Origin of the sequence: Arthrobacter sp. CAU 1506 (assembly GCF_005047635.1) — a bacterium.
Lineage (GTDB): Bacteria > Actinomycetota > Actinomycetes > Actinomycetales > Micrococcaceae > Crystallibacter.
Genome location: NZ_SUKC01000001.1, coordinates 308659 through 333997, shown reverse-complemented (window position 1 = coordinate 333997; position 25339 = coordinate 308659). Strand labels below are relative to the sequence as shown.

The window sequence follows — 25339 nt, the reverse complement described above, 5'->3', positions numbered from 1 at the left end:
GGCCTGCGTGGACGCGGGAAACACTGCGGCGGGCCTGCCCAGCAAGGCGCGCACCCGGCGACGCCTGCTGGACCATTTCGAGCGATCCGCTTCCGCTGCCGGCTTCCGCCTGGATGGCGACCAGCAGGAGGCGGTGCGGTTGCTGGCCAATGCCGGTGCCTCGTTGACGGCGGGCACTGCACTGGCGCTTCCGGGCAGGCGGCGCGGGCTCTACCTGTGGGGGCCGGTGGGGCGGGGCAAAAGCTGGCTGGCCCGAGAGTTTTTCGAAGCGCTGGATCTGCCGGAGAAAAAGCGCTGGCACTTCCACGACCTCTTCCGCCAGCTGCACGCCCACCGGCGCGATGCGCAGGATCCGGCTGCCCGGCCGCCGGGAACCAGCGCCGTCGACATGGCCATTGCCACCTTGCTGAAGGACTGTTCCCTGCTGGTCGTGGACGAGTTCCACGTCCATGATCCAGGCGACGGCCAACTGCTGGCGCGGCTGCTGCGCGAGATACACCGCCGCGGAATCACCCTGGTGGCCACCTCCAATTATCCGCCCGAGCGGCTGATGCCCAGCGAGAACTTCCATTCCCTGTTCGAGCCGACGATTGCGTTGATCCACAGCACCATGCACGTTGCCTCCATCGCCGGCCCCATGGACTACCGAACGCTGTCCGCCGGCCGGCCGAGCGGCCAGAAGAACGACGGCGGCGCCCGCCCCAAGCGGTTCAGCGACGGCGCCATGGTGCTCGCCCCGGAAGGCCCCAATGACACGCGGATCGCCGAAGCTGGCCTTGCGTGGCCGACAGCGGCCGAGGCCCGCGAGCTGCGACCGGGGAGCCAGCCGCTCCCCGCGCTCCGGTGCACGGCGGATGAAGCATGGTTCGATTTTCAGGATCTGTGCGAAGGCCCCACGGCGGCCTCCGACTATTTGACCCTGCTGCCGCACTCGGCCCACTGGGTCATTTCCGGAGTGCCGCGCCGCGGAGACATCAGCATGAATGGATGGCAGCGCTTGAGCAATATCGTGGACATCCTCTATGACGCGGACGTGCCGTTGACGCTGATTTGCGCTGAGCCGCTGGACCTGGGGCCGTCAGCCAGCCCGTCCGCGGTGGACGTCTCCCGCATTGCCAGCCGGCTGCGGACGCTCGGCAGCGTGGGCGTCGGCGGCTGACTGCCCCGCCTGCCGGCCGCGACGGCGGGAAAGGGCCACGCCCAGCAGGCAGACCATGCCGCCGATTACGGCCACCGCCGTCGGAACTTCCCCGAGGAACAGCCATCCGAGCAGGATGGCAACCGGTGGAACCAGGTAGGAGGATACGCTCAATTGCCCGGCCGGCATCCGCGCCAGGGCATACCCCCAGGTGCTGAAGGCCAGCGCCGTGGGAACAACGCCCAAATACACCACGCCCATGGTTGCTGCCACCGGCGCACTGGCCAGGTCGGCCAGGAGCTCGCCGGCGAAGGGCAGCGATGAGACCGCCCCGACGGTGCAGGCCAGCCAGGTGACTTGGCTCGGGGGAACGCTGCCCAGCGCTGGCTTCTGCAGCAACACGCCGGCCGAATAGGTCAACGCCGCCGCCAGCGCCCACAGCAGTCCGGTCCCTCCGGCGCCGCCGCCGCCGGTGCCGAAGCCAATCAGGACCACGCCCAGGAAGGCAACGCCGGCACCGACCGCCAGCCAGCCGGGAATGCCCTCACGCAGGAACAGCCCGGCGCCCAACGCCGTCAGGATGGGGGCGAAATTGACGATCATGGCGGTAGTGCCGCCGTCGAGCGTCTGCTCGGCGGTGTTGAGGGCAAAGTTGTAGACGCCAAACCACATGAGTCCGCAACCGATGATCAGCAGCCACGCCCTGGGGTTCGGCGTCACCCAAGGCCGGCCAATCAGCAGCAGGGCGAGTACGGCCGAGCCGATGGCGAGCCGCAGCAGACTGAGCGCACCGGGTCCGAAATGCGGCAAAACGCCGCGGATCACGATGAACGCGCTGGCCCACGCCAACACAGTCACCGCGATGGCCGCGAGGACCAGCGGCGGGATGGCGCTGATCTGCCGCGCGACGGGTGGCTGTGCTGCGGCCTCGCCACTCAGGTGCGGTTTCATATGGTCTGTTTCTTGGTGGTGCGGATGCCGATCGCCAGCCCGACGGCGGCCGTCAGCACAGCGGCCAGCAGACCCCAGAGCACATCCGTGCCGATGTTGCCGGCGAAGAGTTCCCGTTCGGCGTTGACCAGATAGGTGAGCGGGTTGTACCGGCTCAGCACCTGCATCCAGCCAGGCCCTGCCTCGATCGGCAGCATAATGCCGGAGAGAATCATCAACGGGAAGAGCAGGGTTTGCTGCACGCCCCAGAACACCCATTCGGTGCCCTGGGTGATGAGGGCCAGGGTGTAGGAGAGCGCGCCAATCCCGATCCCGAAGATTCCCAAAATGAGCAGGCCCAGAAGTACGTGCAGCGGATAAAAAACGAATCCGAACGGGATGCAGACCAGCGCGATGAGCAGCCCTTGTGCCACCAGCGGCGCCCATTCCTTCAGCGCCCGCCCTATCATCAGCGAGGACCGGGACAACGGCGTGGCCAGAATCCGCTCGTACGAGCCGGTCATTAATTCGTACTGCAAATTGGATCCGGTCATGGTGGTGCCGAAGAGGGAGATCATCACGACGACGCCGGGCAGGAACCACTGCAGCGAGCTCTCCCCGCCGAAAGCCTCAGTGCCAACGGCGGCGCCGAGCAGGGGACCGAACAGTGCCAGGAAAATCAGCGGCTGCAGCAGCGAAAAGACCAGCGAGAACGGATCCCGCAGAACCAGCAGCAGCTCACGCCAAAACACGAACCTGGTGTCCTGGACAATTTTTCCCAGGCCCGGTTTGGTGACGGCGGCACCGTCGGGGTGGGCGAGATCTATCGATGAGGCGTGCATTAGACCTCGGCTCCTTCCCGCAGGCTGCGGCCCGTCAGTTCCAGAAACACGTCGTCGAGGGTCGGTGGGTTCAGCTTTAGCGACGTCGCAGGAGCGCCGGCATCGTCGAGCGCTTTGAGTAGCCCGGGCGCAAGCCGCGCCCCATCGGGCAGCCGGACACGGAAACTGGCACCGCCGTCGTGCCTGCTCTCTTCCAATTCCCCGTCCGCTGCCGCTTGGCCCAGAACAGCGCGCGCTGCCGGGACGGAGGCGAGAGCGACCTCCACCGCCAGCAGGTCTCCGGCCAGATTGGACTTCAATCGGGCAGCTGTGTCGTCGGCGATGATCTTGCCGTGGTCGATCACGATCACCCGTTCGGACATGGAGTCCGCCTCGTCCAAATAGTGCGTGGTCAACACGATGGTGGTTCCGTGCTCCGCGCGCAACCGCATGATGTGGTCCCACAGGTTCGCACGGTTCTGGGGGTCCATGCCGGTTGACGGCTCGTCGAGGAACAGCAACTGGGGCGAGTGCATCAGGCCCAGAGCCACATCCATCCGGCGGCGCTGGCCGCCGGAGAGCTTGATGACCGTCCGCTTTTCCAGTTCCTGCAGGTCCATCGTGACCAAGAGTTCGCGGGCCCGGGCGCGGGCATCGGCGCTGTTCATGCCGTAGAAGCGGCCCTGCATGATCAGCTCGTCGATGACCCGGTAGCTGTGGCCGCCGCCGTTGCCTTGGCCGATGTAGCCGATGCGGGAGCGCACTCCAGCGGGATCTGCCACCACGTCGACGCCGGCCACCCTGGCACTGCCCGAAGTCGGGGAAAGCAGCGTGGTCAGCATCCGAAGCGTCGTGGACTTGCCGGCTCCATTGGGGCCGAGGAAGGCCACCAGTTCGCCTGGTGCGATATCGATGTCGACGCCTTTGACCGCCTCCACCGTTTCCTTCTTGTTCTTGAAGTGCTTCGTGAGCTTGTCGGTATGGATCACTGGATTTCCCCGGTCGGTGCCATGCCCAAAACGCTACGCCCACGGGAGTGGCGAGTCTATGGAGTGCGGAGGGATTCAGGACAGGAACGGTCCTTGAACAGCTGGCCCCGGGCGGAGTCGCTCCGCCGAGGTCCGGTGTCTTCGCCGCGGTTGGGAACTCCTGCGTAATCTGCCATTGACCGTCCGAGTGCACTGCTAGTCTTCATTCATAACGTCAGGGGGACCGGGACGACGCCGGGCCGCGTTCAACGCAGGAGGAATCGCCGTGCGGACCGTTGCAGGTGAGCTCGGGCCAGCAGTTCGCCCAACGGTACTGGTCGGTGCAACCGATGCTGCCATCCGGGAGTTTGTGAGCGCAGTCCTCGAAGCCGACGGGATGACCGTGACGGCCTATGCCACCGTCGCACAGGTGTTGGACGAGCTGCAGCGAAATCCACCGGACATCCTCCTGGTGGACGCCGGCGACATGTCACTCGCAGGGATGGAAGCCGTTCGACGGCTGTCCGACCGCCAGTCCGGCAGCCAATGGCGCGTGATGCTGATGGCTACCGAAGACGAACTGCCGCTGGTTGAACGCGGCTATGCAATGGGCGTCTCGGACTATCTGATCAAGCCGCTGTCGGAGTCCACCGTAGGCAACCGCGTGCGCGTGACGCTCGCCAGGTCGGAACAGCGGAGGCGCGAGCGCAACGGCGTGGCTGTCCTCCGAGACCAGATCCGGCGCGTATCCGAGGGCATCCGCAGCACCAACGACCCGAACGAGATGATTTCCCTTGCGCTGAGTGGGATCGGCGCGGCCTTTGAAGCGGACCAAGTCTGGATCCGCACCTTGGACGATGAACGGGTTCCGCACACCGACGCCCAGTGGGCCTGCGAATCCGCGCAGGACACCATGGCCATGCCGCACCGCACCGAGGAGCAGGTGCTGCAACTGGCCTCCGCTCTCTGGACCAAGGGCAGCGTCCTCACGTCGGCGGACGACGGCAGGATCGACACTGCAGACCACCCCGACCTGGCCGAATGGTTTGCTACGGCGCGTGGCAAGGCGTCAGTGTTGGCGCCGCTGGGACAGGGGACGAAAGCGTTCGGGCTGATGTGCCTGATCCGGCACGGCCAGCCGCGGCCGTGGTCACCGGCCGAAATTTCGCTGCTGCAGCATGTGGCCGGGAATCTGGCCCACGGCCTGATCCAGGGGCACTTGATCACGGCGCAGCAAGAAGTCGTGGAAAAGCTCCGCGAACTGGACCAAGCCAAGTCGAACTTCGTGGCCACGGTCAACCACGAGCTCCGGACCCCGTTGACCTCGATCACCGGATACCTGGAACTGGTGCTGGACGGAGACGCGGGCGAAGTCCCGGAGTCCGTCGCCCGCATGCTCAAGGTCGTGGGGCGCAATGCCACCCGCCTGCGCGAGCTGATCGAAGACATGCTGACGCTGTCCCGCATGGACTTCCAGAGCAGCGGACTAACCACGGAACCGGTAGACCTGCCGCAGTTGCTGCGCATGGTGGCCACGGCACTCGAGCCGGCGGCCCAGGCCAAGAACGTCAGACTTGTGGCCGAGGGACTGGATACCCGGCTTGCCGCAGACGGTGATGCCAAGATGCTGGAACAGGTCTTCGCCAACATCATGTCCAACGCCGTCAAGTTCACCCCGCAGGATGGGGCGGTGCGGGTCACCGTCGGCTCCGGCCCTGATAACGACGACGGTGTTCCCTGCGCCATTGTGACCGTCGCTGACAGCGGGATCGGCATTCCGGAAGAGGACCTGCCGCAGCTGTTTTCCCGTTTCTACCGCGCTTCCAACGCGCACGCCATCCAAGGCACCGGTCTGGGCCTGGCGATCGTCAAGGGAATGGTGGACCAGCACCGCGGCAGCGTTTCCGTCGAGTCCACCGTCGGAGTGGGCACTACATTCACCATCACGCTGCCACTTTCGGCCGACGACGGTCAGCACCGCGCCGCCGAAGCCACAGACTCTGTGACTGTTTCCTAAAGCACAAAGGCCGTGACACGCATCCGAAGATGCGCATCACGGCCTTAGCCGGTGAGCGGAACGCATCCCGCTCAGCTCAACTACTTAGTGCGGCCAGTTGCCTGCGTTGGTGGAGAGGCCACCATTGAAGGTTTTGCTTTGCACAACAATGTTGGACAAATCGGAGGAATCTGCTGCTGCGGCAGGCGCGGCTGCACCGACCACTGCAAGGACGGCTGCAACCAAAACGGTTGCGGAAAACTTCTTCATGGAGACTCCCTCATTCACTTGTTATGCATGGATCTGCAAATCCATGCAGGACCTGCCGACATTGCAAGTGTACAGAGCAGGCAGCTGTGGAGCTAGAGGTGAAACGACACATTTCGCTGCTCCCGTAGACATCTCGCTTTGCGAATAAGATCAGTGTGAGAGTCGTCTGATCTGCGCAGGTGGCAAAACAGTGGGAGAGGAACGCACATGGTGATAGCAGCTGGTGCTGGCGATGGCATATTGCTAGAGCTGAGGGCGCGGGATGCCTTTGCCAAGCGTGACTATGTATTGGCGCGCAATATCGCCAGGGAGCGCGCAGAGCAGGCTGCTGCCGAGGGCGATCAAGGGACATGGTGGCACATGACGTTCTTGGAAGCTGAATGCTTCCGAGATGCGGGCCTCTTTTATGAATGCATTAACACCGCCGGGATGCTCGAAGCCCACGCGCTGACAGGTGACTCTCCTGAACTACTTAGCCGGGTGTTGACGATAAAATCAGTCGCCGCTCAGGGAGCAGGTGAACTGTCGGACGCGCTGACGTTCGCAACCTCGGCTGTGGCATTGAGTGAGTCCGCTGAACTGCGGAGTGAGATCAGAGTGTCCGCCCTGACGGCTCTTGTCGCAGCCTTGGCTGAAAACGATCGAATGGATGAAGCCTGGCAGCAATGCGAGTGCCTCATCAAGCTGCTGGAGGCATCGGACGACGCTCAAATGGCGGGAAAGGGATACTGGGCGGTTGGAAATGTCGCTTTCCTTCGCCAGGACCCGCGAGAGGGCGTAAGGTACCACCAGCTTGCGGCGGAACACCTGTCTCCGTCGAATGATCTATCGCTTTGGGCCTGGTTCAATAGGGCCTCGGCAGCGATGAGATTCGCCGCTGGAATTGCCGACACTGAAGCGGAAGACTGCATGGACCGTGCAGAATTGGCAGCTTCCATCATCGGCTTGACGGATGACGTCCGCCGCATGAACCAATTGAACCGGGCTCACTGGCACTTTCAGCGAGGCGAAATTGATGAAGCTGCCCAACTTCTGGTGCCGATCTGTGAGGAGTCGCCGTCAATGGCTCATCAAACCGCCGGGGAAGCCAACTTGCTGCTCAGCAAGACGCTCAGAGTGAAAGGTGATTGCTCGGCGGCGCTGCGTCATTTGAAAGAAAGTCGAGCCTATTTCGACCAGTCGGGTGCCAAGGACCGTGCTGCCCAGGTTGCGGCGGAGATCGCAGGGTTCCCGCAGGCTTCGTAAATGTATTATTCGTCGTGTCATTGCGCGTGTCGTGAACACCGTTCGTTTACGCTATGAACAAATGACGGACAGTCGTTGTGGCAGTAGGTAATGAAGCAGTAAGTTCTGGATTTGTTGGACGGGAGCGCATGCTCCCTTCGAATCGTTGGGGAGCGAATGCACGTGTTAGGTCATGGCTGGTCCGAAAGGGTTACAGGAGAAGTATCTAACGACAACACGGCCGTATGGGCCGCGTAGCCGGCGCGGTCGACGCCGCTGCTGCAGACATCAGCCGTTCCGGCGACGGAATTATCAGCGTCGATCTGCCGAGGGGCGCTGCTTTCACGGACGAAGTTGCCGTCAGCACCTCGTCACAGCTTCAGGTTCTCTCCGGCGGCCGACCCTGCCGCGTGCTGATGCGGTTGAAGGGCGTGGCTTCGATTTCGCGCATGGCTCGTTCGATGCTTGGCCGGCAGACGAACGCTTCCGCGATTGCCTTGGTCGGTGAATCGCCCGTGGACCGGGTGATTGCCAACTTCGTGCTGGGGGCTGAACCTTCCGACTGCCCCGTTCGCTATTTTGACTCCGAACCGCAGGCCCTTGAGTGGCTGGAACGGGATAATGCCGCATAACCCCGACCCGCGGCTGCAGCGGCTGGTCGATGGCATGGTTAGCCTGGCCGGCGGGGACCTGACCACACGAGTCGAACCGTCGGCGGCACGGGACGAGATCGACGCGGTGATCACCGGGGTGAATCTCCTGGCTGAGGAATTGCAGCTGAGCTACTCGGAGCTGGAACGGCGCGTTGAAACCCGCACCGCGGAGCTGCGGCAGGCTCATCGGGACATGAGCCGGATGGCACTGACCGATGCCCTGACCGGTCTGGCCAACCGAACCGCTTTGGCCAACGAGATGGCCGCCGCCCTCGAGGACGCACGATCCGGCCAGCGAGCTCCCGCCCTGCTGCTACTGGATTTGGATTCCTTCAAGCAGGTCAATGACAGTTTCGGACACGACGCCGGCGACCGCGTGCTGACGGTGGTTGGCAACCGGCTTCGGTCGATCGTGCGTGATGTAGACACAGTCGCGCGGTTGGGCGGAGATGAATTCGCTATCCTGCTGCCGCGTGCCACCACCGATCTCGCGCTCCAGGTGGCCCACCGGATCCTGGGCGTCCTGAACGACGATATCCGGCTGGACGAACTGACGGTGTGGCCGCAGGCCAGTATTGGCGTGCGAGTGGCAGATGCCGGGCAGAGCTCGCAGAGCCTGCTACTGGACGCGGATACGGCCATGTATGAGGCGAAGAAGGATCCGCAGAATCGCATCAAGATCTTCCAGTCCCACATGCTGCAAGCGCGCCAGCTGCACAACCAGATGGCGTCCGAACTCCGCGGGGCCATAGCCACCGGGGGATTCGAGCTGGAATACCAGCCGGTGGTGGATCTGTGCACCGGGCGCCCGCTGGGGGTGGAAGCACTGGTCAGGTGGAACCACCCGATTCGGGGCCGCATCATGCCCAGCGACTTCATTCCGATGGCCGAGCAGACTGGCCTGATCATTGACCTGGGGCGTTGGACTCTGTCGGCGGCTGCGCATCAGTTTGCTGAGTGGTCCGCTGCGCTGGACTTGGACCCCGGGTTCCAAATCCGTGTCAATCTCTCGGTAGCCGAACTGCAGCGGATCGACTTGGTGGACTACGTCCGTGGCGTCTTGAGGGATTCCGGGATAGCCGCCGAATCGCTGGTCCTGGAAATCACCGAAACCGGCCTGGTCACCGGCGGCGAAGTGGAAACTTACTCGTTGCTCGCCCTGCGCAAACTCGGCATCGGCATCGAAATAGATGACTTCGGCACCGGCTACTCGTCGATCAGCTACCTGCGCGAGTTGCCGGTGGACCTGGTCAAGGTCGACCGCTCCATCATTGCCACGCATTCGGCCGACGGATCGCAGCAGGATTTCATCGCGGCGGTGCTGCAGCTCATCCGTGCGGCGGGCTTGGATGCGATTTTCGAAGGAATCGAGACGCGGGAACAGGCCGAGCAGTTGCGTGATCTGGGCTGTACCGGGGGCCAAGGGTTCTACTTCAGCAAACCCGTAGCAGCCGACCGGATCGCCCATCTGCTGCGCAGCGGCGCTCGGCTCCCCGTCGCAACCGAGGCAGTAGACACCGACCTCGCCGGCATGGCGTCCTCGGTGCTCCCCGAATAGCGCCCCGGTCGCAGTTCGGTAGGCCGTGGAGTTAGTGGGCTACGGGGTAAGTGGCCACCGGGCGCCCGGGCCACGTTGAGGGCAAACGCTCCCGCAACAGGTCCATAGCCGCCGGCGGATTCACCGAAACGACACCAGCCGGACGCCAAGTCGCATTGGGGTCGGAAACCGTGGCAAAATGGACACTTGTGCCGAGCAGGTAATCCTGCTGCGGCACATTCCGCCCTGGTGTAATGGCAGCACCCCAGCCTTTGGAGCTGCGGAGTATAGGTTCGAATCCTATGGGCGGAACGATCACCGGCCGGTGAAGATGCGGTGTGGCGGGTAGGATGCCGTTAACCCCAATGCTCCGGCTACACCGGAATCAGCGCAGCGAGGAGTGCCACTTAGTGAGCCCCCAGGACGTCCCTGAAAAAAACGTCACATCAGCTTTATCGCCGGCAGCGGTCATTGTTCTGGCCGCGGGGGCAGGCACCCGGATGAAGTCCAAGAAGCCGAAGATCCTGCATGAGATCGGCGGCATTTCCATGGTGGGCCACGCCCTCGCCGCAGCCCGCGGTCTGGCACCCGAGGTGCTGGCCGCCGTCGTACGCCATGAGCGGGACCGTGTGGCTGAGCACATTTCCGCACATGACCCTGACGTCCTGGTTGTCGATCAGGACGAGATCCCCGGCACCGGTCGGGCCGTGGAGGTGGCACTCGAGGCGCTCCCGGCAGGGCTGAACGGAACCGTGGTGGTCACCTACGGGGATGTGCCGCTCCTGACCAGCGAATTGCTCCACGACCTGGTGGCCGAGCATGCCTCCAGCGGCAACGCCGTCACCGTGCTGACCGCGGTCCTCGACGACGCGGGCGGGTACGGCCGCATCATCCGGGCCGCCGACGGCAGCGTGCAGGGGATCGTTGAGCACAAGGACGCGACCGAGGAACAGCGCGCCATCCGCGAAGTCAATTCCGGCATTTATGCCTTCGACGCCACGGTGCTTCGCGGTGCGCTGGCCCAAATCACCACCGACAACGCCCAGGGCGAGAAGTACCTCACCGACGTGCTGTCGCTGGCGCGGGCCGACGGCGGGCGCGTGGCCGCCGTCGTTACCTCCGACCGGTGGCAGGTGGAGGGCGCCAATGACCGAGTTCAGTTGGCCGCCCTTGGAGCGGAGCACAATCGGCGGATTCTGGATGCTGCCATGCGCTCCGGCGTCAGCATCGTGGATCCCGCGTCCACCTGGATTGATTCGACCGTGACGTTCGGAACCGACGTGACGCTCCTGCCCGGGACGCAACTGCACGGGACAACGCATGTTGCCTCGGACGCGGTGGTGGGGCCGGACACGACGCTGAAGAACGTGACGGTTGGCGAGGGGGCATCCGTGGTCAGGACACACGGTTCCGACTCAGAGATCGGACCCGGTGCCACGGTGGGCCCCTTTACCTACCTGCGCCCCGGAACCGTGCTGGGTGAGAAGGGCAAGATCGGCGCATTCTACGAAACCAAGAATGTGACCATCGGCAAGGGCGCCAAACTGTCCCATCTTGGCTACGCCGGGGATGCTGAAATCGGCGAGAACGCGAACATCGGCTGCGGCAACATCACTGCCAATTACGACGGCGAAAAGAAGCACCGCACCGTCATCGGCGCCAACGTGCGCACCGGCTCCAACACGGTCTTCGTCGCCCCCGTGCAGGTTGGTGACGGCGCCTATTCGGGTGCCGGTGCCGTGATCCGCAAGGATGTCCCGGCCGGTGCGCTTGCCGTCAACGTTGCGCCACAGCGGAACCTGGAAGGGTGGGTCCAGAAGAACCGCCCCGGCAGCTCCTCCGCGGAGGCTGCCTCTCGAACCTCCTCCGATCAATCTCCAACTGTAGAAAGTGATCCTTCATGAGCGGAATCAAGGCACAGGGCGAAAAGAGGCTGGTACTGGCTTCTGGACGCGCACATCCTGAACTGGCGCAGCAGATCGCCAAAGAACTGGACATCGAACTGCTGCCGACGTCCGCCTACGACTTCGCGAACGGCGAGATCTACGTGCGGTTCGAGGAAAGCGTCCGCGGCACCGACGCCTTCGTCCTGCAGGCGCACCCGGCCCCGATCAACGAGTGGCTGATGGAGCACCTGATCATGGTGGACACCCTCAAGCGCGCCTCGGCCAAGCGGATTACGGTCGTGGCGCCGTTCTACCCGTATGCCCGGCAGGACAAGAAGCACCGCGGCCGCGAGCCCATCTCGGCCCGCCTGGTGGCGGATATGTACAAGACTGCCGGCGCGGACCGGTTGATCTCCGTAGACCTGCACACCGCGCAGATCCAGGGATTCTTCAACGGACCGGTCGACCACCTGATGGCCATTCCGCTGCTTGCCGACTACGTCCGCACCCGGGTGGATCTGGACAACGTCACGGTGGTTTCCCCGGACACGGGCCGCGTCCGCGTCGCCGAGCAGTGGGCCGAGCGCCTTGGCGGTGCCCCGCTCGCCTTCGTGCATAAATCCCGCGACGTCAACGTGCCCAACCAGGCGGTATCCAAGCAGGTCGTGGGCCTGGTTGAAGGCCGCACCTGCGTGCTGATCGATGACATGATCGACACCGGTGGAACCATTTCCGGTGCCGTCCAGGTCCTGAAGAACGCCGGCGCCAAGGACGTAATTATCGCGGCCACGCACGCAGTGTTCTCGGATCCGGCTGCCCGCAGGCTCTCCGAAAGCGGAGCCCGAGAAGTGGTGGTGACCAACACCTTGCCGATCCCGCCGGAGAAGAACTTCAAGGAACTGACCGTGCTGTCGATCGCCCCGCTGATCGCCCGTGCGGTCCGGGAGGTCTTCGAAGACGGCTCGGTGACCAGTTTGTTCGACGGTAAGGCCTGATAAAGGACGTTGCCGGCTGAGTTTGCCTCGGCCGTCACGGCTCCCTGCGAGGGGCCGACGATGGGAAGCCTGAAGAAATTCGGGCCAGCCCGTGCCATCGTCGGCCCCTTTGCCATGTCCCCGTTTCACGCCTAAGTTCTGTGGCCGCCGCTGGTCAATCCACCGTATGAACCGGAGCTGACCCCCCTCCCCGTCAACCCGTGCGGAGCACATACCCAGCCGAGTGTTCGCTACAGTCCCGCTGCGCCGGACCGCCTGCTGCAACGTTCAAGGTTTGCCCAAGAATCGGGTGATATTCCTAGGACGTCAGCATCACCGGAGGGGGGCCGCAGCATGACTGTGGTAAGTCGCATGCCGCTAGGCTACGCAGGCAAAGGGCGGTTCCGCGGCTCCTCCGAGCCGCACTCATTCCCACGCGTCAGCCGTTCAACCCAACGCGGCTGGAGGCGTTTCCTGCCGATTGGCCTACTGGTGTCGGACACGGTCGTGATCGTCGGTTCCGTCGTCTTCGCCCAGAGTCTGTGGGCCGGAAGGAGCCTGGAGCGGCTTCAGATGACAGGGTCCTCCTGGCTTCTCGCGGGGACGCTGTGCGCCGTCTGGCTGGCAGCGATGTCCGTCGGCCAAAGCCGCGCGATTCCGATCCTGGGCTCAGGGACCGATGAGTACCGGCGCGTCATCAATGCGACGTTTGCGGCCTTTGGGCTATTCGCCATCTGTGCCATGCTGCTGAAAATCGACGTGGCACGAGGCCTGTTGGTCACGGCGCTTCCGACTGGGGTAGCCGCGCTGTTGCTGACCCGACACTGCTGGCGGCGCTGGCTTGCGAACAAGCGGGCCGCCGGCGCGCTGTGCGAGCGGGCGCTGCTGGTCGGACCCGCCGCCGATGTGGAGTTTGTCGGCCGCCGGATGCTCAAGACGCCTGGTTGTGGCTACCGCATCGTCGGCGCCGCGGTTGGCGAGACCAGCCCGGCGGACGACGAGCCCGGCAGCGTCTTGACCATTCCGGTCGTGGCAACCCCGGACGATGTGCATGAAGCCGTCAGGCGCTTGGAGATTGATGCCGTGGTGATCGCGGGATCCGAGTTGGACCGGACCGAGCTCCGCGAGCTGGGCTGGGCGCTGGGGGAGACGGGCACAGTCTTGGTGGTGGCCAGCAGCGTGGGGGACATCTCCGGACCCAGGATCAACTGGCGTCCGGTCGAGGGGCTGCCCCTGATGCGGATTGAGTTGCCGCATTTTGACGGTGCAAAGTACGTCCTCAAGCGGGCCTTCGACGTGGTTGCGGCAGGTGCTGGACTGATGCTCGCCTTGCCGCTGCTGTTGGTGGTGGCGGCCGCTGTCAGGCTGGACAGCCCCGGACCGGTCCTGTTCGTCCAAGAACGGATCGGGCTGGGCGGCAAAGCGTTCCGGATCCTCAAATTCCGCTCCATGACCGTCGATGCCGAGCAACAACTGCTCAAAGTCCTCGGCGGCGGAATGAGGGCGTTCTATAAGACGAAGCGGGATCCCCGGGTCACCCGGGTCGGGGCCTTCATCCGCAAGTACTCCATTGACGAACTGCCGCAGCTCATCAACGTTCTCCGCGGCGACATGTCGCTGGTAGGCCCCCGCCCTCAGGTGGCAGAAGAAGTGGAGCTTTACGATGCGGCCATGCGTCGGCGGCTACTGGTCAAGCCCGGCATCACCGGGCTATGGCAGGTCAGCGGGCGCAGTGACCTGGACCTGGACGAAAGCGTCCGGTTGGACCTGTATTACGCGGAGAATTGGTCGCTCGCCGGTGACGTGGCCATCGTCCTCCGGACGGTTCGGGCTGTGCTCCGCGGAGCTGGGGCCTATTGATGGCAGCGCCAGGAGTCAGCGTTGTCATCCCGGTATTCAACCGCGCCGCCACTGTGGAGCGGGCGGTGCGGAGCGTCCTCGAGCAGTCCCCGCCGGTGCTGGAGGTACTGGTGATCGATGACGGCTCCACGGACGAGACAGCCCGTGTGGTCGGCCAAATCGCCGCACAGGACTCCAGGATCCGGTATATCCGGCAGCCGCACGCCGGGGCCAACGCCGCGCGCAACCGGGGCATCGAGTTGGCGGAAGGAACACTGGTTGCTTTCCAAGACAGCGACGACGAGTGGTTGCCGGGCAAGTTGCAGGCGCAACTGACGGCGCGGCAAGCCGCTGGGGGACCGGCGCTGGTATTTTGCCGGCAGGCCGTGCACGAGCCGGGCAGGCCTTGCCGGCTGGTACCCGACGGCGTGGATCCTCCCGGGGGGCACCGTCGTCAACTGCTGCGTGAAAACCACATCTCGACCCAGACGGTGTTGGTCGACAAGGCGCTGTTGGCTGCCAGCGCCGGGTTCGATCCTGTGTTGCGCAGGCTCCAGGACTGGGACCTGTGGCTGGGAATGCTGCGGCAGCGGAGGCAGCAGGTGGTGCTGGTTCCGAAGGTGCTGGTCAACGTCTACCGGCAGCCGGACAGTATCAGCGAAGACGACCCAGCGTACTACGCCGCCTTGGAACGTATAGTCCGCAAGCATTGGCCCCTGCTGGCTGCACACCCGTACGCTCTACTGCGGCATTTGTACCGGATCGCCAGGGGCCGGCTCGCAGGTGCGATGCCGCCGTGGCTCTTTGGTTCCGGCCGGACGGCACCATGACATCCGCGCACCTGGGCCGTTACGTGGCGCTCACCACCTTCGGCAATCTGGTGCCCCCGCTGGCGGGCCTGGTCATCGCCCCACTGCTGGCCCAGTCCCTGGGCGTCACGGGACGTGGAGAACTGGCAGCGGCCAACGCCGTGTTGCTGGTGGCCACCATTGCCGCTGCTTTCGGACTGCCCGAAGCACTGACCTACTTTGTGGCGCGGGGCCGGGACTATGTAGGAGGCCTCCTGGCCCGCTCCGGGGCATTACTTCTGCTGGCGGGCATCGTCGGCACGGCAGTGCTCATGGCGGCCGCCCCGCTCTTGTCCGGAGGGGACGATCGGGTTGTCGGCCTGATCCGGCTGGCAATTCTGGCCCTGACACCAGCCCTTTTGGTAGGGGGTTTGCGGGGCGCGGCCGCCGGCTGTCAAGCGTGGGGGCTGATCAGCGCGGACCGCATCCTCGCCGCCCTGGTCCGGCTGGCCGCCGTTGCCCTGTTGGCGCTGTCCGGGAGTCTGACCCCCGAGTCTGCGGTGGCCGCCATCGCGGTGAGCTATTTCATTGGTGCAGCCGTCTATATCCGGCTGCCCGCCCTGGTCCGGCAACTCCCGGGCTGCCGTCCGGACGGCCCGGTGAGCGACAGCGGGCTGTTCAGGTACGGAATGGTTCTGTGGCCAGGAGCTTTGACCGGGATTCTGTTGATGCGGGCAGACCAACTGCTGCTTGCCCCGTTGGCGGGCGTCGCGGAGCTGGGCATCTACGCCGTTGCCGCGACGATAGCCGAGGTCTCCTTGGTGTTCAATGCGGCGGTGAAGGACGTCATTTTCAGTGCTGAATCGGCTGACCAGGACGAGCATCGCCTGGGGGCGGCAGCACGGATCTCCACCTTAATCACCGTCCTGGTTGCCGCCGGCCTGATCGCGTTGTCAGCCTGGGCTGTGCCGCAGTTTTTCGGGACTGACTTCCTGCCGGCTGTGCCGGTCCTGTGCGTGCTGCTGGCCGGGACGGTGCTCGGCAACCCGGGTTCCGTGGCCGGCGCCGGGCTTGGCGCGCGGGGCCGACCGGGGCTGCGCAGCTGGTCTTTGGGGGCCGCCTTGCTGGCCAACGTGCTGCTGCTGATGTTGCTGGCCGGACCATGGGGTGCCATGGGGGCGGCCATTGCGGCCTTGGCTGGCAACGTCCTCGCCGGCGGGCTGAACGTCTTGTGGCTGTGGCGTTGCTTCGCCATACCACCGGGGCTGCTGCTGCGTCCGCGCCGTTCAGACCTCTGGGCGCTGGGACAGGGGCTGAGAACGGCGACCGGCCGGCTCTCGGTTCGGGCCCGGGCGGATCGGACCACGAGGGTACCGTAGGCACCGCAACGGCTCTCCTGCAGGGGAGCCGGACAGAAACCAGACGAAGCATGCGCAGGCCCATGCCTGCGGAGAACGTCGAAGGTGAAGCCGAATCAACGCTCCAGCGCCACGGCGGGGCTATGGATTTCGGCCGGGTTGGAAGCCGCTATCCCGGTAACCAGCGGCGACGAGGGAACCCCGTGGTGCGCGGCATGAACGGCACGTTCCCGGTGATCGCGGCGCTCGCGGGCACTGCGGGAGGGCAGGCGGTTCATCACCACACCCAATATGGACGCGCCAGCCCGCGCCAGGGAGCGCACGGCGTCACCCAGTTCGTCGTCCTGGGTATCCTCCCGAACCACCACCAGCGCCCCGTCGGCCATCTTGGTCAGAACCGCCACCTCCGGCGCGGACCGAAGCGGTGGCGCGTCCACCAGCACAATAGCTCGCTGGGCCAGCTGGGCGAGCAGGACTCCGGCGGCGGGCGTGCCGAGCAGCTCATCAGGTTCGCCCATGCTGCTGCCTGCCGCGATCACCTGCAAATTGCTGCGGCGTGCCCAGGTTTGCAGGACGTCCTCCGGTCGGCAGGTGCCGGCCAGTAATTCGCCGAAGCCTGGGCCCTCTCGGACGCCAAAAATATCGGAGATGGAGCGTGCATGTAACTGGGCGTCGACCACGATCACCGGCTGACCGGATGCCGCAATAGTGACGGCCAGTTGCGCGGTGAGGAAAGAGCGCCCCGACCGCGGCATCGGACTGGTAATAACGATGGAGCGCAGCGGCCTGCCGACGTCGGTAAAGCGCACGCCGGTCCACAATGACCGCAGAGCATCCTGCATCGCCTCGGAACGGGGCCACGGCAACTCGACGCCGGTTCTCCCGCGGACATGCCGGCGGTTCCGTTCCCGCGGCAGGACGCCGAGCACCGGCAACTGGAACATTGCTTCTACTGTCTCTGCGCTGCGAACCCGGCGGTCGCTCGCAGAGCGCACGACGGCGATGGCCAGGCCGACGACCAGGCCGCCCAGTCCGCCGAGTCCTAGCGCCAAGACGGGATTCGGGAACACGGGTCGAAGGGGCAGGGACGCCGTACCGAGGGGATCCAGCCTGATGAGTTCGTCGGCACCGCCGGAGTGCCCTTCAATCTGGCGGATTTGCCTCGCCAAGGCCGCAAGCCAGGCGTCAGCCAGGGTGACTGCGTCTTCAGCCTTGGCCGCCTCCGCCGTGATGCGCAGGATCGTCGTTCCCGTGGGATTGTCGACGCTGATTTGCTCCAGCAGTTGCGCGGCCGGAACGGATAGACCCAGTTCGGTACGGACGCGCTCCGCGACGGGAAGGGATTCGGCGATGAAGAGATAGCCAGCGGTTTTGGACTGTGCCACACTTTCCGCCGACTGCAATGAGGCCACGTCCGGTCCCGGTGTCACAACGATGTATCCGCTGGCCTGCGTGGCATACAGCGGGCGTTGGACTTGAGTCCATGCCAGGGCGGTGCCCAAGCCAAGCGCAAGACAGGCCACCACGATGATCCAGTAAGTTGCGAGCAGGCGTCCGTAGTCGCGAATCTCCACCGGACCGCGCTTCGCACCGGATGATGCATCGTTCATTTCCGTCTCTCCCCCAAGTCGACGCGATGCCTCGCAGTCTAGTCCAGCCACGACCCGCCAGCCTTGGGATTTTCTGACGAACGGCTGTCGGAAGCCCTGAAAGTCACCTACATTGAGCGGATGGGGATGCGCGTGGGGGACGCTCGGCCAGCCGTTCGGCAGGCGCCGGCTGCTGCACCGCTGTTGGCGGCCGGACTCATTGCCGCTGTGTTCATGAGCGGGATCATCAACTTGTTGCCAGCACCGGCCGGGATAGCGCCGGGCAGCCTGGTCATTGACGCACTGGTCATGATGATGGCGTTGGCGGCCGTGGCAGAAACCATTCGCTGCCGTGGCAGGGTCGTCGTCCCGGCGTGGCTGCCTGCATTCGGGCTCCTCCTTGCCACCTACTTGGCTCTGCTGCCGCACGGGCCGGAGGCATTCCCTGCGAAGCTGCTCGACCTGCGGAGCCAAGTGCTCTACATCGTGGCGGGGGTCGCGGTAGCCATTGCGGTGCCCCGAAGCAGCGATCGACGGATGCTGGTCCGGGTGGCGATGTGGTCGGCCTTCGCCAGCGCGTTGTTCGGTATCTGCCAGTTCGTTTTCCGCGGCGTGCTGCCGGTGTGGCTGCTGCATCCGGCAGACGCAGACCTCTTTGGCTATTGGGGGACGGATATTATCCGGTCCAACGGGTTGCTCGGCAACACCATTGTCTACGCCAACGTGCTGGTGCTTTTCCTTGCGCTGTGGGCCGCCCAGTTGGCTGTCGGGTTTAGCTGGCGACGGCTTGCCGCCGTGTGCGTGCTGTTCGCGGCGGTTCTGACCACCTTTTCCCGGATCGCCATCGTAGGAGCCGTGGCCATTTGCGCCGTGCTGCTCATTCCTGCGCTGCTACGGTGGGGCGTTCGGCTACGCCGGATGAACCGTGGAGCTGCCTGGGGGCTTTTCGGCCTGCTGCCTGCCTCGGCGGCGCTCGCCGGTCTGGCACTGGGAGCCGCGGGGGCGTTTGACCGGGTCGCCTCAACCTTCCTGATTGGGGACCTCTTCCTCAATCGAAACCCCTCCGTGCAGGCCTCGACGGCGATCCACAACGATTTCATCGATGTCGCCTGGCGGATTCTTTCCCAGAGTCCCCTGGTGGGGGAGGGCATCCACTCTCAGAGGGCCGATTCGATCAACGCACGAAGCTCGGTGGTGATTCTTGATGGCGCTGCCTGGCAAGTACTGGCCGAGGGGGGTCTGCTGCTGTTCGCCGCGTTTGCTGTGCTGGCGGCCGCGGTGGCTTTGGCGCTGGTGCGGCTGATCAAGGCAACCGGGCACTTCGCAGCAGCAGGGCTGTTGGCTTTCTGGATCTACGAGTTCTGCGCCGCTGTGTTCGTGAACTCGGCCTTGTTCGGAAAGGCGAGCTTTCTGCTGATGTGGGTATTGGTCGGCGCAGTCACCGCGGAGGCTGCGTCGCGAGACCGGGGAGAGCTCCATCGGATGCTGACGCATAGATCGATTCAAGACGCGCCGTCGTCCTCATGATGTCGAAGTCCCTGATCACCCGCTCCCTGCCAGCCAGTCCCATTCGGTCCCGTAAATCTGCGTCTTCAAGCAGAGCGGTGATGTTGGCCGCGAGTTGCTCCATGTCGCCCTCCGGTGCCAGCAGGCCGGTTGTTCCGTCTTGGACTGCCTCCGGTATGCCTCCGCTTTGGTAGGAGGCCACCGGAAGACCGTGCGCGGCCGCTTCCAGAAACACCAATCCGAATCCTTCAGTCTGGTGTGTGGAAGTAGTCACCGAGGGCCCAACGAAGACTTTCGCACCGGCGAGCAGGGTGTGGATACCAGGCCCGTCCAGCATGCCCAGGAAGTCCGCTTGAATACCAAGCCGTTGGGCAAGAAGGACCAGTTTGTCACGCTCTGGTCCGTCCCCGGCGATGCCGACGCGGATTTTCCTGTTGCCGTTCCGTTCTGCTGAAGCGACCGCACGCAGCAGATGGTCCACGCCTTTCACCGGCACCAGGCGGCCAACGAAGACAACATCGTACCCGGGGGTGCGGTCCACCCGGTCCGGCACCGGAATACCCACATGCGCCACGCTGCAATTCGGTTCGCTCGCCCCCAACGCGACTGCTTGCGCCTTGGTGAAATCCGAAACGGCAATGACATGGGCGGCGCCGCGGAGCACCCGCGCAACCGAGCGCCGGTATAGGTACCCCATGAATCCCGGCCGGCGCGGCGCCTCGGTCACGTCGTTGCCATGAACGGTCACCACATACGGAATGCCCAGCCTCCGCGCGATCAGGTCCACGCCCCGCGCCTCGGAGGCGAAATGGATGTGGATGAGGTCCGGCTGCAGGGATTTCAGGTAGGCTGCGAGCCGCGGATGCCAGCCACAGAAGGTCAGAAGGCGTTCTTCCAGGCCGCCACGCAGACCCGGGCGCCCCAGCAAGATATCGGATTCGCGGGCCAACGGGCTTGGCTGCCGCCGAAGCCCCAGCGGCGTCGGGGTCCAATTGACCAGGGCATCCATCTGGTGGCGAATGAAGGTCTCCGAACCGGGGAGCCAGCAACTCTTCCACACCACGACCTCGCCCACGAATGCCCCTTTCTTGGTCTTAGCTCCGCGCCGCCACCGCTGAACGCAGCTCATCAACGGCGGCATGCCCGCTGCCGGAGCCAGCTGCCAGCCCCAGCTTGAGGCCCCGCATCACCCAGCGGGACGCTGCCCACTCACCGCGCAGGACGCGCACACCCAGGCGGAGCATGGCGCGCCAAGCCAGCCCACAGTAGGCCGTCCCGCCAAGCCGCCGAGCCAGCACCGCCAGTCCCATCATCGAGTACGCATCAATCCATCCTCCCGCGCGTCCATGCGAGGCGGACAGCCGATGCAGCACTGTCGCGTCGGGCACAATGTGTGTCTCCAGCCCGAAGCGGCGGCAGCGCAGGCAGTATTCGACGTCTTCCCAGTACATAAAGAAGCCTTCATCGAGCGTTCCTACCCGGTGGAGAACATCGATGGGCAACAGAACGCAGGCGAAAGTGGCGAAGTCGGCGATGCTGCCGGCCGCCAGCGGCAGCACGGACCCGGTGGTTGGCCGGAAGCGGTGCCCGGCAGATTGGAGCCTGCCATCCGGGAAGCGGATCACCGGGGCGATGATACCGGCCTCGGGGCGGCGGACGGCATGGCGGATCAGGAGGTCCAGGCACCCAGGCGCCAGCTCGGCGTCGTTGTTCATCAGCAGCAGATATCTGGTGCCTGGGCTGCGGGAATTGATTCCCAAATTCACGCCGGCGGCGAACCCCAGGTTTTTTCGGGACTCGATCAGCTGAACCCGTCCGGTATGTGCCGCAGCAAACTGGCGCAGCGAACCGCTTGATTCGTTGTCCACGACGATCACCTGGCCCGGTCCTCCCGGGGTCAGCAGCGATTCGACGCACCGGCTGGTGCCCACCGGATCCTTCCAATTGAGCACGACGGCGGTGACGGCGAGCAGGTCAGAGCCCACGCAGAACACCCCCTACCCGGTCAGCAACCCTGTTCCAACAAAAGCGTCCGGTGTCGAAGCCACTAACCGGCTGAGGCTGCTCCAAGGCATCGCGGAGCGCCACGCGCCACTGCCCGACGTCCGTGGCCGATTCAACGGCGGTGCCATAGCCGGCGCAGATTTCGCGAACGCTTTTGCAGCCCTGCCAGTAGACCACGGGCGTGCCGCAGCTCAGCGATTCCACTGCCGGCAGCCCAAAGCCCTCCGCCGTGGAGGGCAGCACGGTGGTGGCCGCGCCCCGGTAGAGGGACGCCAGCCTGCGGTCGTCCAGCCCGGAGAGCACTTCGGCCCGTTGGCTGAGTCCGTGCCGTGCGAGCGCTGTACTGAAGCGTGTGTGGTCGGGGGAAACCACGATCAACCTTGCCTCCGGCAACCCGGCGAGTGCCGTCAGCATGGTCGGAACGTTCTTGTGCGGCCGAAGCGCCCCAACATAGAGGAAGTAGGGTCGCCTCGGCCTGGACGCAGCAGCACCCGGTGTGAACTCACTGGAGCAGCCGTTTCCCGCATTGATGACTTCGACCGTGTCGTCACGGACCCATCGGCGGATTTCTTCGGCGGAGGTTTCCGAAACCGTGAGGACCCGCCCGAGCCGCCTGATGACTGGACGGATCAATGCTTCGTAGTAAGCCAGACGTCGGGAGCGATTGGGCAGGCCTGGCCGCAAATGGATCAAGTCGTGCAGGGTCAGCAACTGCGGGACCGCGCTGGCAAGCGGGTTGAAGCCGGGCGAATAGAACAGGCGGGTGCTGCGGCCCAGCCGGAACCCGTCCAGCAGCCCGGCAGGAGACGACGGATTGCGGCCGCTGCTCAATCCTGACCATTCGAGCCCGCTGAGCCGGCCCGTGACCTCTCGGGCGTAGCGGGCTATGCCATGGTGTCCCGAAAACCGGGTGTCGATGGTGATCACCGTTGGGCTCCCGGGCCAGCTGCCGCCGTCAGCAACGGGGCTGCCTCGCCGGTGTGGCGGCTGACCCAAGCCCCCATCCGCTGTTGGAAAATGTCCTCGCCGAAGTCCATCGCACGCTGGCGGGCGGCAATGGCGCCACACGTGAGCGCGGCGGCGATCCCCGCGCGGAGTGAGTCCTCGTCGTCGAAATCGGCCAAGCCGCCGGTGACGCCATGGACTACGGTTTCTGCCGCCCCGCCGAGAATATTGGCCAACACGGGAGCCCCGGCGGCCATCGCCTCCACTGGCATGATCCCGAAGTCTTCAACCGCAGGAAAGACGAACAGCCGGCATCGCTGGTAGAGGGCGAATAGCAAAGCGTCCGAAATCCTGCCGGTCAAGTGAACGGGCACGCCGGCGGATCGGCCTGCTGCCGTGAGTTGCTGGGCCAGCGGACCCATCCCGGCGATGACCACGGGCAACTGCAGCAGACGGCCGGTTTCGATGACCTTGTCCAACCGCTTATAGGGGACCAGCCGGGAAGCGCCCAGGACAAAGTCTGCCGGTAGCGCCGCCAAGGCGGCGGACTCCTGCTCCGATAACAGCGACGACCAGTCGCCAACTGAAGCGATCCGGTGGACACCGACGGGAGGGTGGATGACCTCGGCGTCTCGTCCCCAGTACCGCCGGATCCGTGCCCGGACAAAGCTGCTGTTGGCGGCCACCGCGGAACTCTCTTGGGCACGGGAGGCATCCAGTGGTTTGAGCGCGGCCGCGGCTGCGCGAGCCAGCGGATGGCTTCCGCGGGGGTCGAATTCGGGCGTCCACAGGTAGCGGGCGGGGGAATGCACATAGGAGAGCTTGGGGGTATCCCGGGTGCAGTGGGGGAACTGGACATGGTGGGCGAACAGATGGGAGCTGGTCAGTATCCAGGAATAGCGTGCGGGGGCACGCCGGTAGCGCCAGACGAGGGGCATCAGGGGAAGCGCCGCCAGCTTGTGCCTGCGCAAGGGCGTGCGGGCCAGCCAGCTCTCGTTCACCGTCTCCGGCAGGAATCGATCGGGGGCATCGTTCCACAGGCAATGCAGGTGGGCCGTCGGGTACAACCGGCTCAGCGCTGCCAGGACGTTTTCGGAGCCGCCCAGCGGCGCGATCCATTCATGAACCAATGCCCCGACCATGATGATGATCCTCCGTCCCGCCCGTTCGAATGACAGGAGGCTAGGTCCGACCGGATGGGAAAACCTTGGGGTCATAACCTTGGGCTCCACTAACGCTTGATCGGCTGCTGGCTCAGTTCCGCCGACCCCGCAGTTTTCCGCTGCTGCCGCAGCACTGGTAAAGTAGGGCCATTGCCTAGGCGAGGGAGAGCGAAACCGGCTCTCCGTTATCGACGGTGGCTAGCAGCTTCGCTTCTCTGCGCTGGTATTCGGTGCGGCGGGACGGTTTCTAGACACCCGCCCTGAACCATCCAGCACAAGGAGAAACACCATGTCCGAGCAGAAGCTCGCCGCTGAAGTCCGCAACGAATTCGGTAAGGGTGCCGCACGACGCGCCCGCCGCAATGCACAGATCCCCGCCGTGATTTACGGCCACGGCGCAGAGCCGCTGCACGTTCTGCTGCCGCAGAGGGCCACCACGCTGGCGCTGCGTACCGCCAACGCCCTCCTGACCCTGGACGTCGACGGAGCAGAGCACCTGGCCCTGGCCAAGGACGTCCAGCGCGACCCGATCGCCCAGATCATCGAGCACGTTGACCTGCTGACCGTGCGCAAGGGCGAGAAGGTGCACGTCGACGTCAACATCCACGTTGCCGGCGAAGTTGCCGCCGGCGCCGTCTTCGATCTGGAAGAGTTCACCGTTCTGGTTGAAGCCGATGCGACCGCTCTGCCGGAGACCCTCACCATCAACGTGGAGGGACGCGAGATCGGCGAGCATGTCCACGCCACCGACATTGAGTTGCCTTCCGGTGTCAGCCTGCTGATTCCGGAAGACACCGTCATCGCTACCGTTTCCGCACCTGCAGTGGCAGAGCCTGAGCCTGAGGCCGCGGCAGCCGAAGCCGCTCCGTCCGCCGAAACCCCGGCCGAGTAGCAACTCCCCGTCGAAGCCCCCGGCGACTGCCTGACGCATTCGCCGGGGGCTTTGGTCTATCCCTAGGATGATCCTGGGTCCCCTGCATCTACCATCCAAGGAGCACCTGTCCCGTGAGCAGCGACACCTGGCTGATGATTGGCTTGGGCAACCCCGGCCCGGGATACAGCGGCAATCGCCATAACGTCGGCCAGATGGCCCTCGACGAGCTGTCCCGCCGTATCGGCGGTTCGTTCAAGTCGCACAAAACCCACGCGCAGGTCGTGGAAGGCCGTCTGGGCATCGGAGGGCCACGGGTGGTGCTGGCAAAGCCGCTCACGTTTATGAACCTTTCAGGAGGTCCGACGGCGGCGCTGTGCAAATTTTTTTCGATCGCACCAGACCATGTGGTTGCGCTGCACGACGAGATCGACATTCCGTTCAACACGATTAAGCTCAAGATCGGCGGGGGAGAAGGCGGGCACAACGGCCTGCGCGACATGTCCAAGGCGCTGGGTACCAAGGACTATTACAGAGTCCGCATCGGTGTGGGCCGCCCGCCTGGACGCATGGACACAGCGGACCATGTGCTGCGCGATTTTTCCACGACGGAAAAGAAGGATCTCCCGTTCCTCGTGGACGACGCCGCCGACGCAGCCGAAATTCTGGTGCGCGAGGGACTGCTGGCGGCGCAACAGAAATTCCACGGCACGGCGAAGCAACAGTGAACCTCTAGCGTCACAAAACCGTCGATTGGCCAGTCCGGGCGCGGTTGCCTAGAATCGACTTAGCCATATTTGGCTCCACAAGCGGGGGTCGACGATGGGCGGCTTACGAGACTGGGCCACCCCCATCCCATCGTCGGCCCCTTTCCAATGC

General features: G+C 64.8%; 22 protein-coding genes and 1 tRNA gene. 14 read left to right on the top strand and 9 right to left on the bottom strand.

Features of this window, described 5'->3' with window-relative positions; translation table 11 throughout:
* Window positions 1-7 precede the first annotated feature (7 nt).
* Complete coding sequence (gene zapE, locus E4J89_RS01415) at window positions 8-1159, top strand: cell division protein ZapE (protein WP_169303888.1); 1152 nt, start codon at window positions 8-10, stop codon at window positions 1157-1159.
* On the opposite strand, the gene E4J89_RS01410 is transcribed toward zapE, so the two are convergent.
* The 3 genes from E4J89_RS01410 to E4J89_RS01400 are packed head-to-tail and all read right to left on the bottom strand — an operon-like array spanning window position 1079 to window position 3878.
* Entirely contained in the window at window positions 1079-2089 is a 1011-nt protein-coding gene (locus E4J89_RS01410) for a DMT family transporter (RefSeq protein ID WP_136784304.1), read from the bottom strand. The genes zapE and E4J89_RS01410 overlap by 81 nt on opposite strands.
* Window positions 2086-2910: an ABC transporter permease gene (locus E4J89_RS01405; protein ID WP_136784303.1), complete on the bottom strand. Its 825-nt coding sequence runs from the start codon at window positions 2908-2910 to the stop codon at window positions 2086-2088. Before E4J89_RS01405 ends, E4J89_RS01410 begins: the two co-directional genes overlap by 4 nt.
* Entirely contained in the window at window positions 2910-3878 is a 969-nt protein-coding gene (locus E4J89_RS01400; RefSeq protein ID WP_136784302.1) for an ATP-binding cassette domain-containing protein, read from the bottom strand. Before E4J89_RS01400 ends, E4J89_RS01405 begins: the two co-directional genes overlap by 1 nt.
* Window positions 3879-4143: 265 nt before the next feature.
* Here E4J89_RS01400 and E4J89_RS01395 point away from each other — a divergent pair, with 265 nt between their 5' ends.
* Window positions 4144-5874, top strand: a complete 1731-nt coding sequence (locus tag E4J89_RS01395; protein WP_136784301.1) for an ATP-binding protein — start codon at window positions 4144-4146, stop codon at window positions 5872-5874.
* An 84-nt stretch (window positions 5875-5958) separates the two neighbouring features.
* On the opposite strand, the gene E4J89_RS19330 is transcribed toward E4J89_RS01395, so the two are convergent.
* The gene (locus tag E4J89_RS19330) at window positions 5959-6123 is read right to left on the bottom strand and encodes a hypothetical protein (RefSeq protein ID WP_169303887.1); all 165 of its coding nucleotides are present in this window, start codon (window positions 6121-6123) and stop codon (window positions 5959-5961) included.
* Window positions 6124-6330: 207 nt separating this feature from the next.
* Here E4J89_RS19330 and E4J89_RS01390 point away from each other — a divergent pair, with 207 nt between their 5' ends.
* The 9 genes from E4J89_RS01390 to E4J89_RS01350 all read left to right on the top strand — a co-directional run bounded on the left by E4J89_RS01390 (window position 6331) and on the right by E4J89_RS01350 (window position 16403).
* Complete coding sequence (locus E4J89_RS01390; RefSeq protein WP_136784300.1) at window positions 6331-7368, top strand: hypothetical protein; 1038 nt, start codon at window positions 6331-6333, stop codon at window positions 7366-7368.
* A 224-nt stretch (window positions 7369-7592) separates the two neighbouring features.
* Window positions 7593-7979 carry an STAS/SEC14 domain-containing protein gene (locus E4J89_RS01385; RefSeq protein ID WP_136784299.1) on the top strand — a complete coding sequence of 129 codons (387 nt, stop codon included), beginning with the start codon at window positions 7593-7595 and terminating at the stop codon, window positions 7977-7979.
* The gene (locus tag E4J89_RS01380) at window positions 7969-9558 is read left to right on the top strand and encodes a bifunctional diguanylate cyclase/phosphodiesterase (protein WP_136784298.1); all 1590 of its coding nucleotides are present in this window, start codon (window positions 7969-7971) and stop codon (window positions 9556-9558) included. The genes E4J89_RS01385 and E4J89_RS01380 overlap by 11 nt, the downstream gene beginning before the upstream one ends.
* 219 nt (window positions 9559-9777) lie before the next feature.
* A tRNA-Gln gene (locus tag E4J89_RS01375) sits at window positions 9778-9849 on the top strand.
* Window positions 9850-9902: 53 nt separating this feature from the next.
* Window positions 9903-11441, top strand: a complete 1539-nt coding sequence (gene glmU / locus E4J89_RS01370; RefSeq protein WP_136784297.1) for a bifunctional UDP-N-acetylglucosamine diphosphorylase/glucosamine-1-phosphate N-acetyltransferase GlmU — start codon at window positions 9903-9905, stop codon at window positions 11439-11441.
* Window positions 11438-12418, top strand: a complete 981-nt coding sequence (locus tag E4J89_RS01365) for a ribose-phosphate diphosphokinase (protein ID WP_136784296.1) — start codon at window positions 11438-11440, stop codon at window positions 12416-12418. Before glmU ends, E4J89_RS01365 begins: the two co-directional genes overlap by 4 nt.
* A 471-nt stretch (window positions 12419-12889) precedes the next feature.
* Window positions 12890-14257, top strand: a complete 1368-nt coding sequence (locus tag E4J89_RS01360; protein WP_169303886.1) for a sugar transferase — start codon at window positions 12890-12892, stop codon at window positions 14255-14257.
* Entirely contained in the window at window positions 14257-15066 is an 810-nt protein-coding gene (locus E4J89_RS01355; protein ID WP_136784294.1) for a glycosyltransferase family 2 protein, read from the top strand. Before E4J89_RS01360 ends, E4J89_RS01355 begins: the two co-directional genes overlap by 1 nt.
* A complete protein-coding gene (locus E4J89_RS01350; RefSeq protein WP_136784293.1) occupies window positions 15033-16403 on the top strand; it encodes an oligosaccharide flippase family protein in 1371 nt (456 codons plus the stop codon). Before E4J89_RS01355 ends, E4J89_RS01350 begins: the two co-directional genes overlap by 34 nt.
* Before the next feature lie 95 nt (window positions 16404-16498).
* Here E4J89_RS01350 and E4J89_RS01345 read toward each other — a convergent pair whose 3' ends face one another.
* The gene (locus E4J89_RS01345; protein ID WP_136784292.1) at window positions 16499-17992 is read right to left on the bottom strand and encodes a polysaccharide biosynthesis tyrosine autokinase; all 1494 of its coding nucleotides are present in this window, start codon (window positions 17990-17992) and stop codon (window positions 16499-16501) included.
* A gap of 288 nt (window positions 17993-18280) precedes the next feature.
* Here E4J89_RS01345 and E4J89_RS01340 point away from each other — a divergent pair, with 288 nt between their 5' ends.
* Window positions 18281-19498, top strand: coding sequence for a hypothetical protein (locus tag E4J89_RS01340; protein WP_136784291.1), 1218 nt, complete (start codon window positions 18281-18283; stop codon window positions 19496-19498).
* Here E4J89_RS01340 and E4J89_RS01335 read toward each other — a convergent pair.
* From E4J89_RS01335 to E4J89_RS01320, 4 genes are read right to left on the bottom strand one after another with little or no spacing between them, the layout of a single operon-like run.
* Window positions 19410-20552 (bottom strand): glycosyltransferase, encoded by a 1143-nt coding sequence (locus tag E4J89_RS01335; RefSeq protein ID WP_169303885.1) that lies wholly within the window; start codon window positions 20550-20552, stop codon window positions 19410-19412. The two genes, E4J89_RS01340 and E4J89_RS01335, sit on opposite strands and share 89 nt — an antisense overlap.
* Before the next feature lie 19 nt (window positions 20553-20571).
* Window positions 20572-21462: a glycosyltransferase family 2 protein gene (locus E4J89_RS01330; protein ID WP_169303884.1), complete on the bottom strand. Its 891-nt coding sequence runs from the start codon at window positions 21460-21462 to the stop codon at window positions 20572-20574.
* Window positions 21452-22408 carry a glycosyltransferase family 1 protein gene (locus E4J89_RS01325; protein WP_169303883.1) on the bottom strand — a complete coding sequence of 319 codons (957 nt, stop codon included), beginning with the start codon at window positions 22406-22408 and terminating at the stop codon, window positions 21452-21454. Before E4J89_RS01325 ends, E4J89_RS01330 begins: the two co-directional genes overlap by 11 nt.
* A complete protein-coding gene (locus E4J89_RS01320; protein ID WP_136784287.1) occupies window positions 22405-23568 on the bottom strand; it encodes a glycosyltransferase in 1164 nt (387 codons plus the stop codon). Before E4J89_RS01320 ends, E4J89_RS01325 begins: the two co-directional genes overlap by 4 nt.
* A gap of 310 nt (window positions 23569-23878) precedes the next feature.
* Here E4J89_RS01320 and E4J89_RS01315 point away from each other — a divergent pair, with 310 nt between their 5' ends.
* On the top strand, window positions 23879-24481 hold the full coding sequence (locus E4J89_RS01315) for a 50S ribosomal protein L25/general stress protein Ctc (RefSeq protein ID WP_136784286.1): 603 nt from the start codon (window positions 23879-23881) through the stop codon (window positions 24479-24481).
* Window positions 24482-24615: 134 nt separating this feature from the next.
* Window positions 24616-25188, top strand: coding sequence for an aminoacyl-tRNA hydrolase (gene pth / locus E4J89_RS01310; protein WP_136784551.1), 573 nt, complete (start codon window positions 24616-24618; stop codon window positions 25186-25188).
* Window positions 25189-25339: the final 151 nt, after the last annotated feature.

Bases quoted from the DNA above. Each gene is read 5' to 3' on its own strand.
- E4J89_RS01410 (WP_136784304.1), bottom strand. From the start codon at position 2,089: ATGAAACCGCACCTGAGTGGCGAGGCCGCAGCACAGCCACCCGTCGCG.
- E4J89_RS01405 (WP_136784303.1), bottom strand. From the start codon at position 2,910: ATGCACGCCTCATCGATAGATCTCGCCCACCCCGACGGTGCCGCCGTC.
- E4J89_RS19330 (WP_169303887.1), bottom strand. From the start codon at position 6,123: ATGAAGAAGTTTTCCGCAACCGTTTTGGTTGCAGCCGTCCTTGCAGTG.
- E4J89_RS01390 (WP_136784300.1), top strand. From the start codon at position 6,331: ATGGTGATAGCAGCTGGTGCTGGCGATGGCATATTGCTAGAGCTGAGG.
- E4J89_RS01385 (WP_136784299.1), top strand. From the start codon at position 7,593: ATGGGCCGCGTAGCCGGCGCGGTCGACGCCGCTGCTGCAGACATCAGC.
- E4J89_RS01380 (WP_136784298.1), top strand. From the start codon at position 7,969: ATGCCGCATAACCCCGACCCGCGGCTGCAGCGGCTGGTCGATGGCATG.
- glmU (WP_136784297.1), top strand. From the start codon at position 9,903: ATGCTCCGGCTACACCGGAATCAGCGCAGCGAGGAGTGCCACTTAGTG.
- E4J89_RS01365 (WP_136784296.1), top strand. From the start codon at position 11,438: ATGAGCGGAATCAAGGCACAGGGCGAAAAGAGGCTGGTACTGGCTTCT.
- E4J89_RS01355 (WP_136784294.1), top strand. From the start codon at position 14,257: ATGGCAGCGCCAGGAGTCAGCGTTGTCATCCCGGTATTCAACCGCGCC.
- E4J89_RS01345 (WP_136784292.1), bottom strand. From the start codon at position 17,992: ATGAACGATGCATCATCCGGTGCGAAGCGCGGTCCGGTGGAGATTCGC.
- E4J89_RS01340 (WP_136784291.1), top strand. From the start codon at position 18,281: ATGATGATGGCGTTGGCGGCCGTGGCAGAAACCATTCGCTGCCGTGGC.
- E4J89_RS01320 (WP_136784287.1), bottom strand. From the start codon at position 23,568: ATGGTCGGGGCATTGGTTCATGAATGGATCGCGCCGCTGGGCGGCTCC.
- E4J89_RS01315 (WP_136784286.1), top strand. From the start codon at position 23,879: ATGTCCGAGCAGAAGCTCGCCGCTGAAGTCCGCAACGAATTCGGTAAG.
- pth (WP_136784551.1), top strand. From the start codon at position 24,616: ATGATTGGCTTGGGCAACCCCGGCCCGGGATACAGCGGCAATCGCCAT.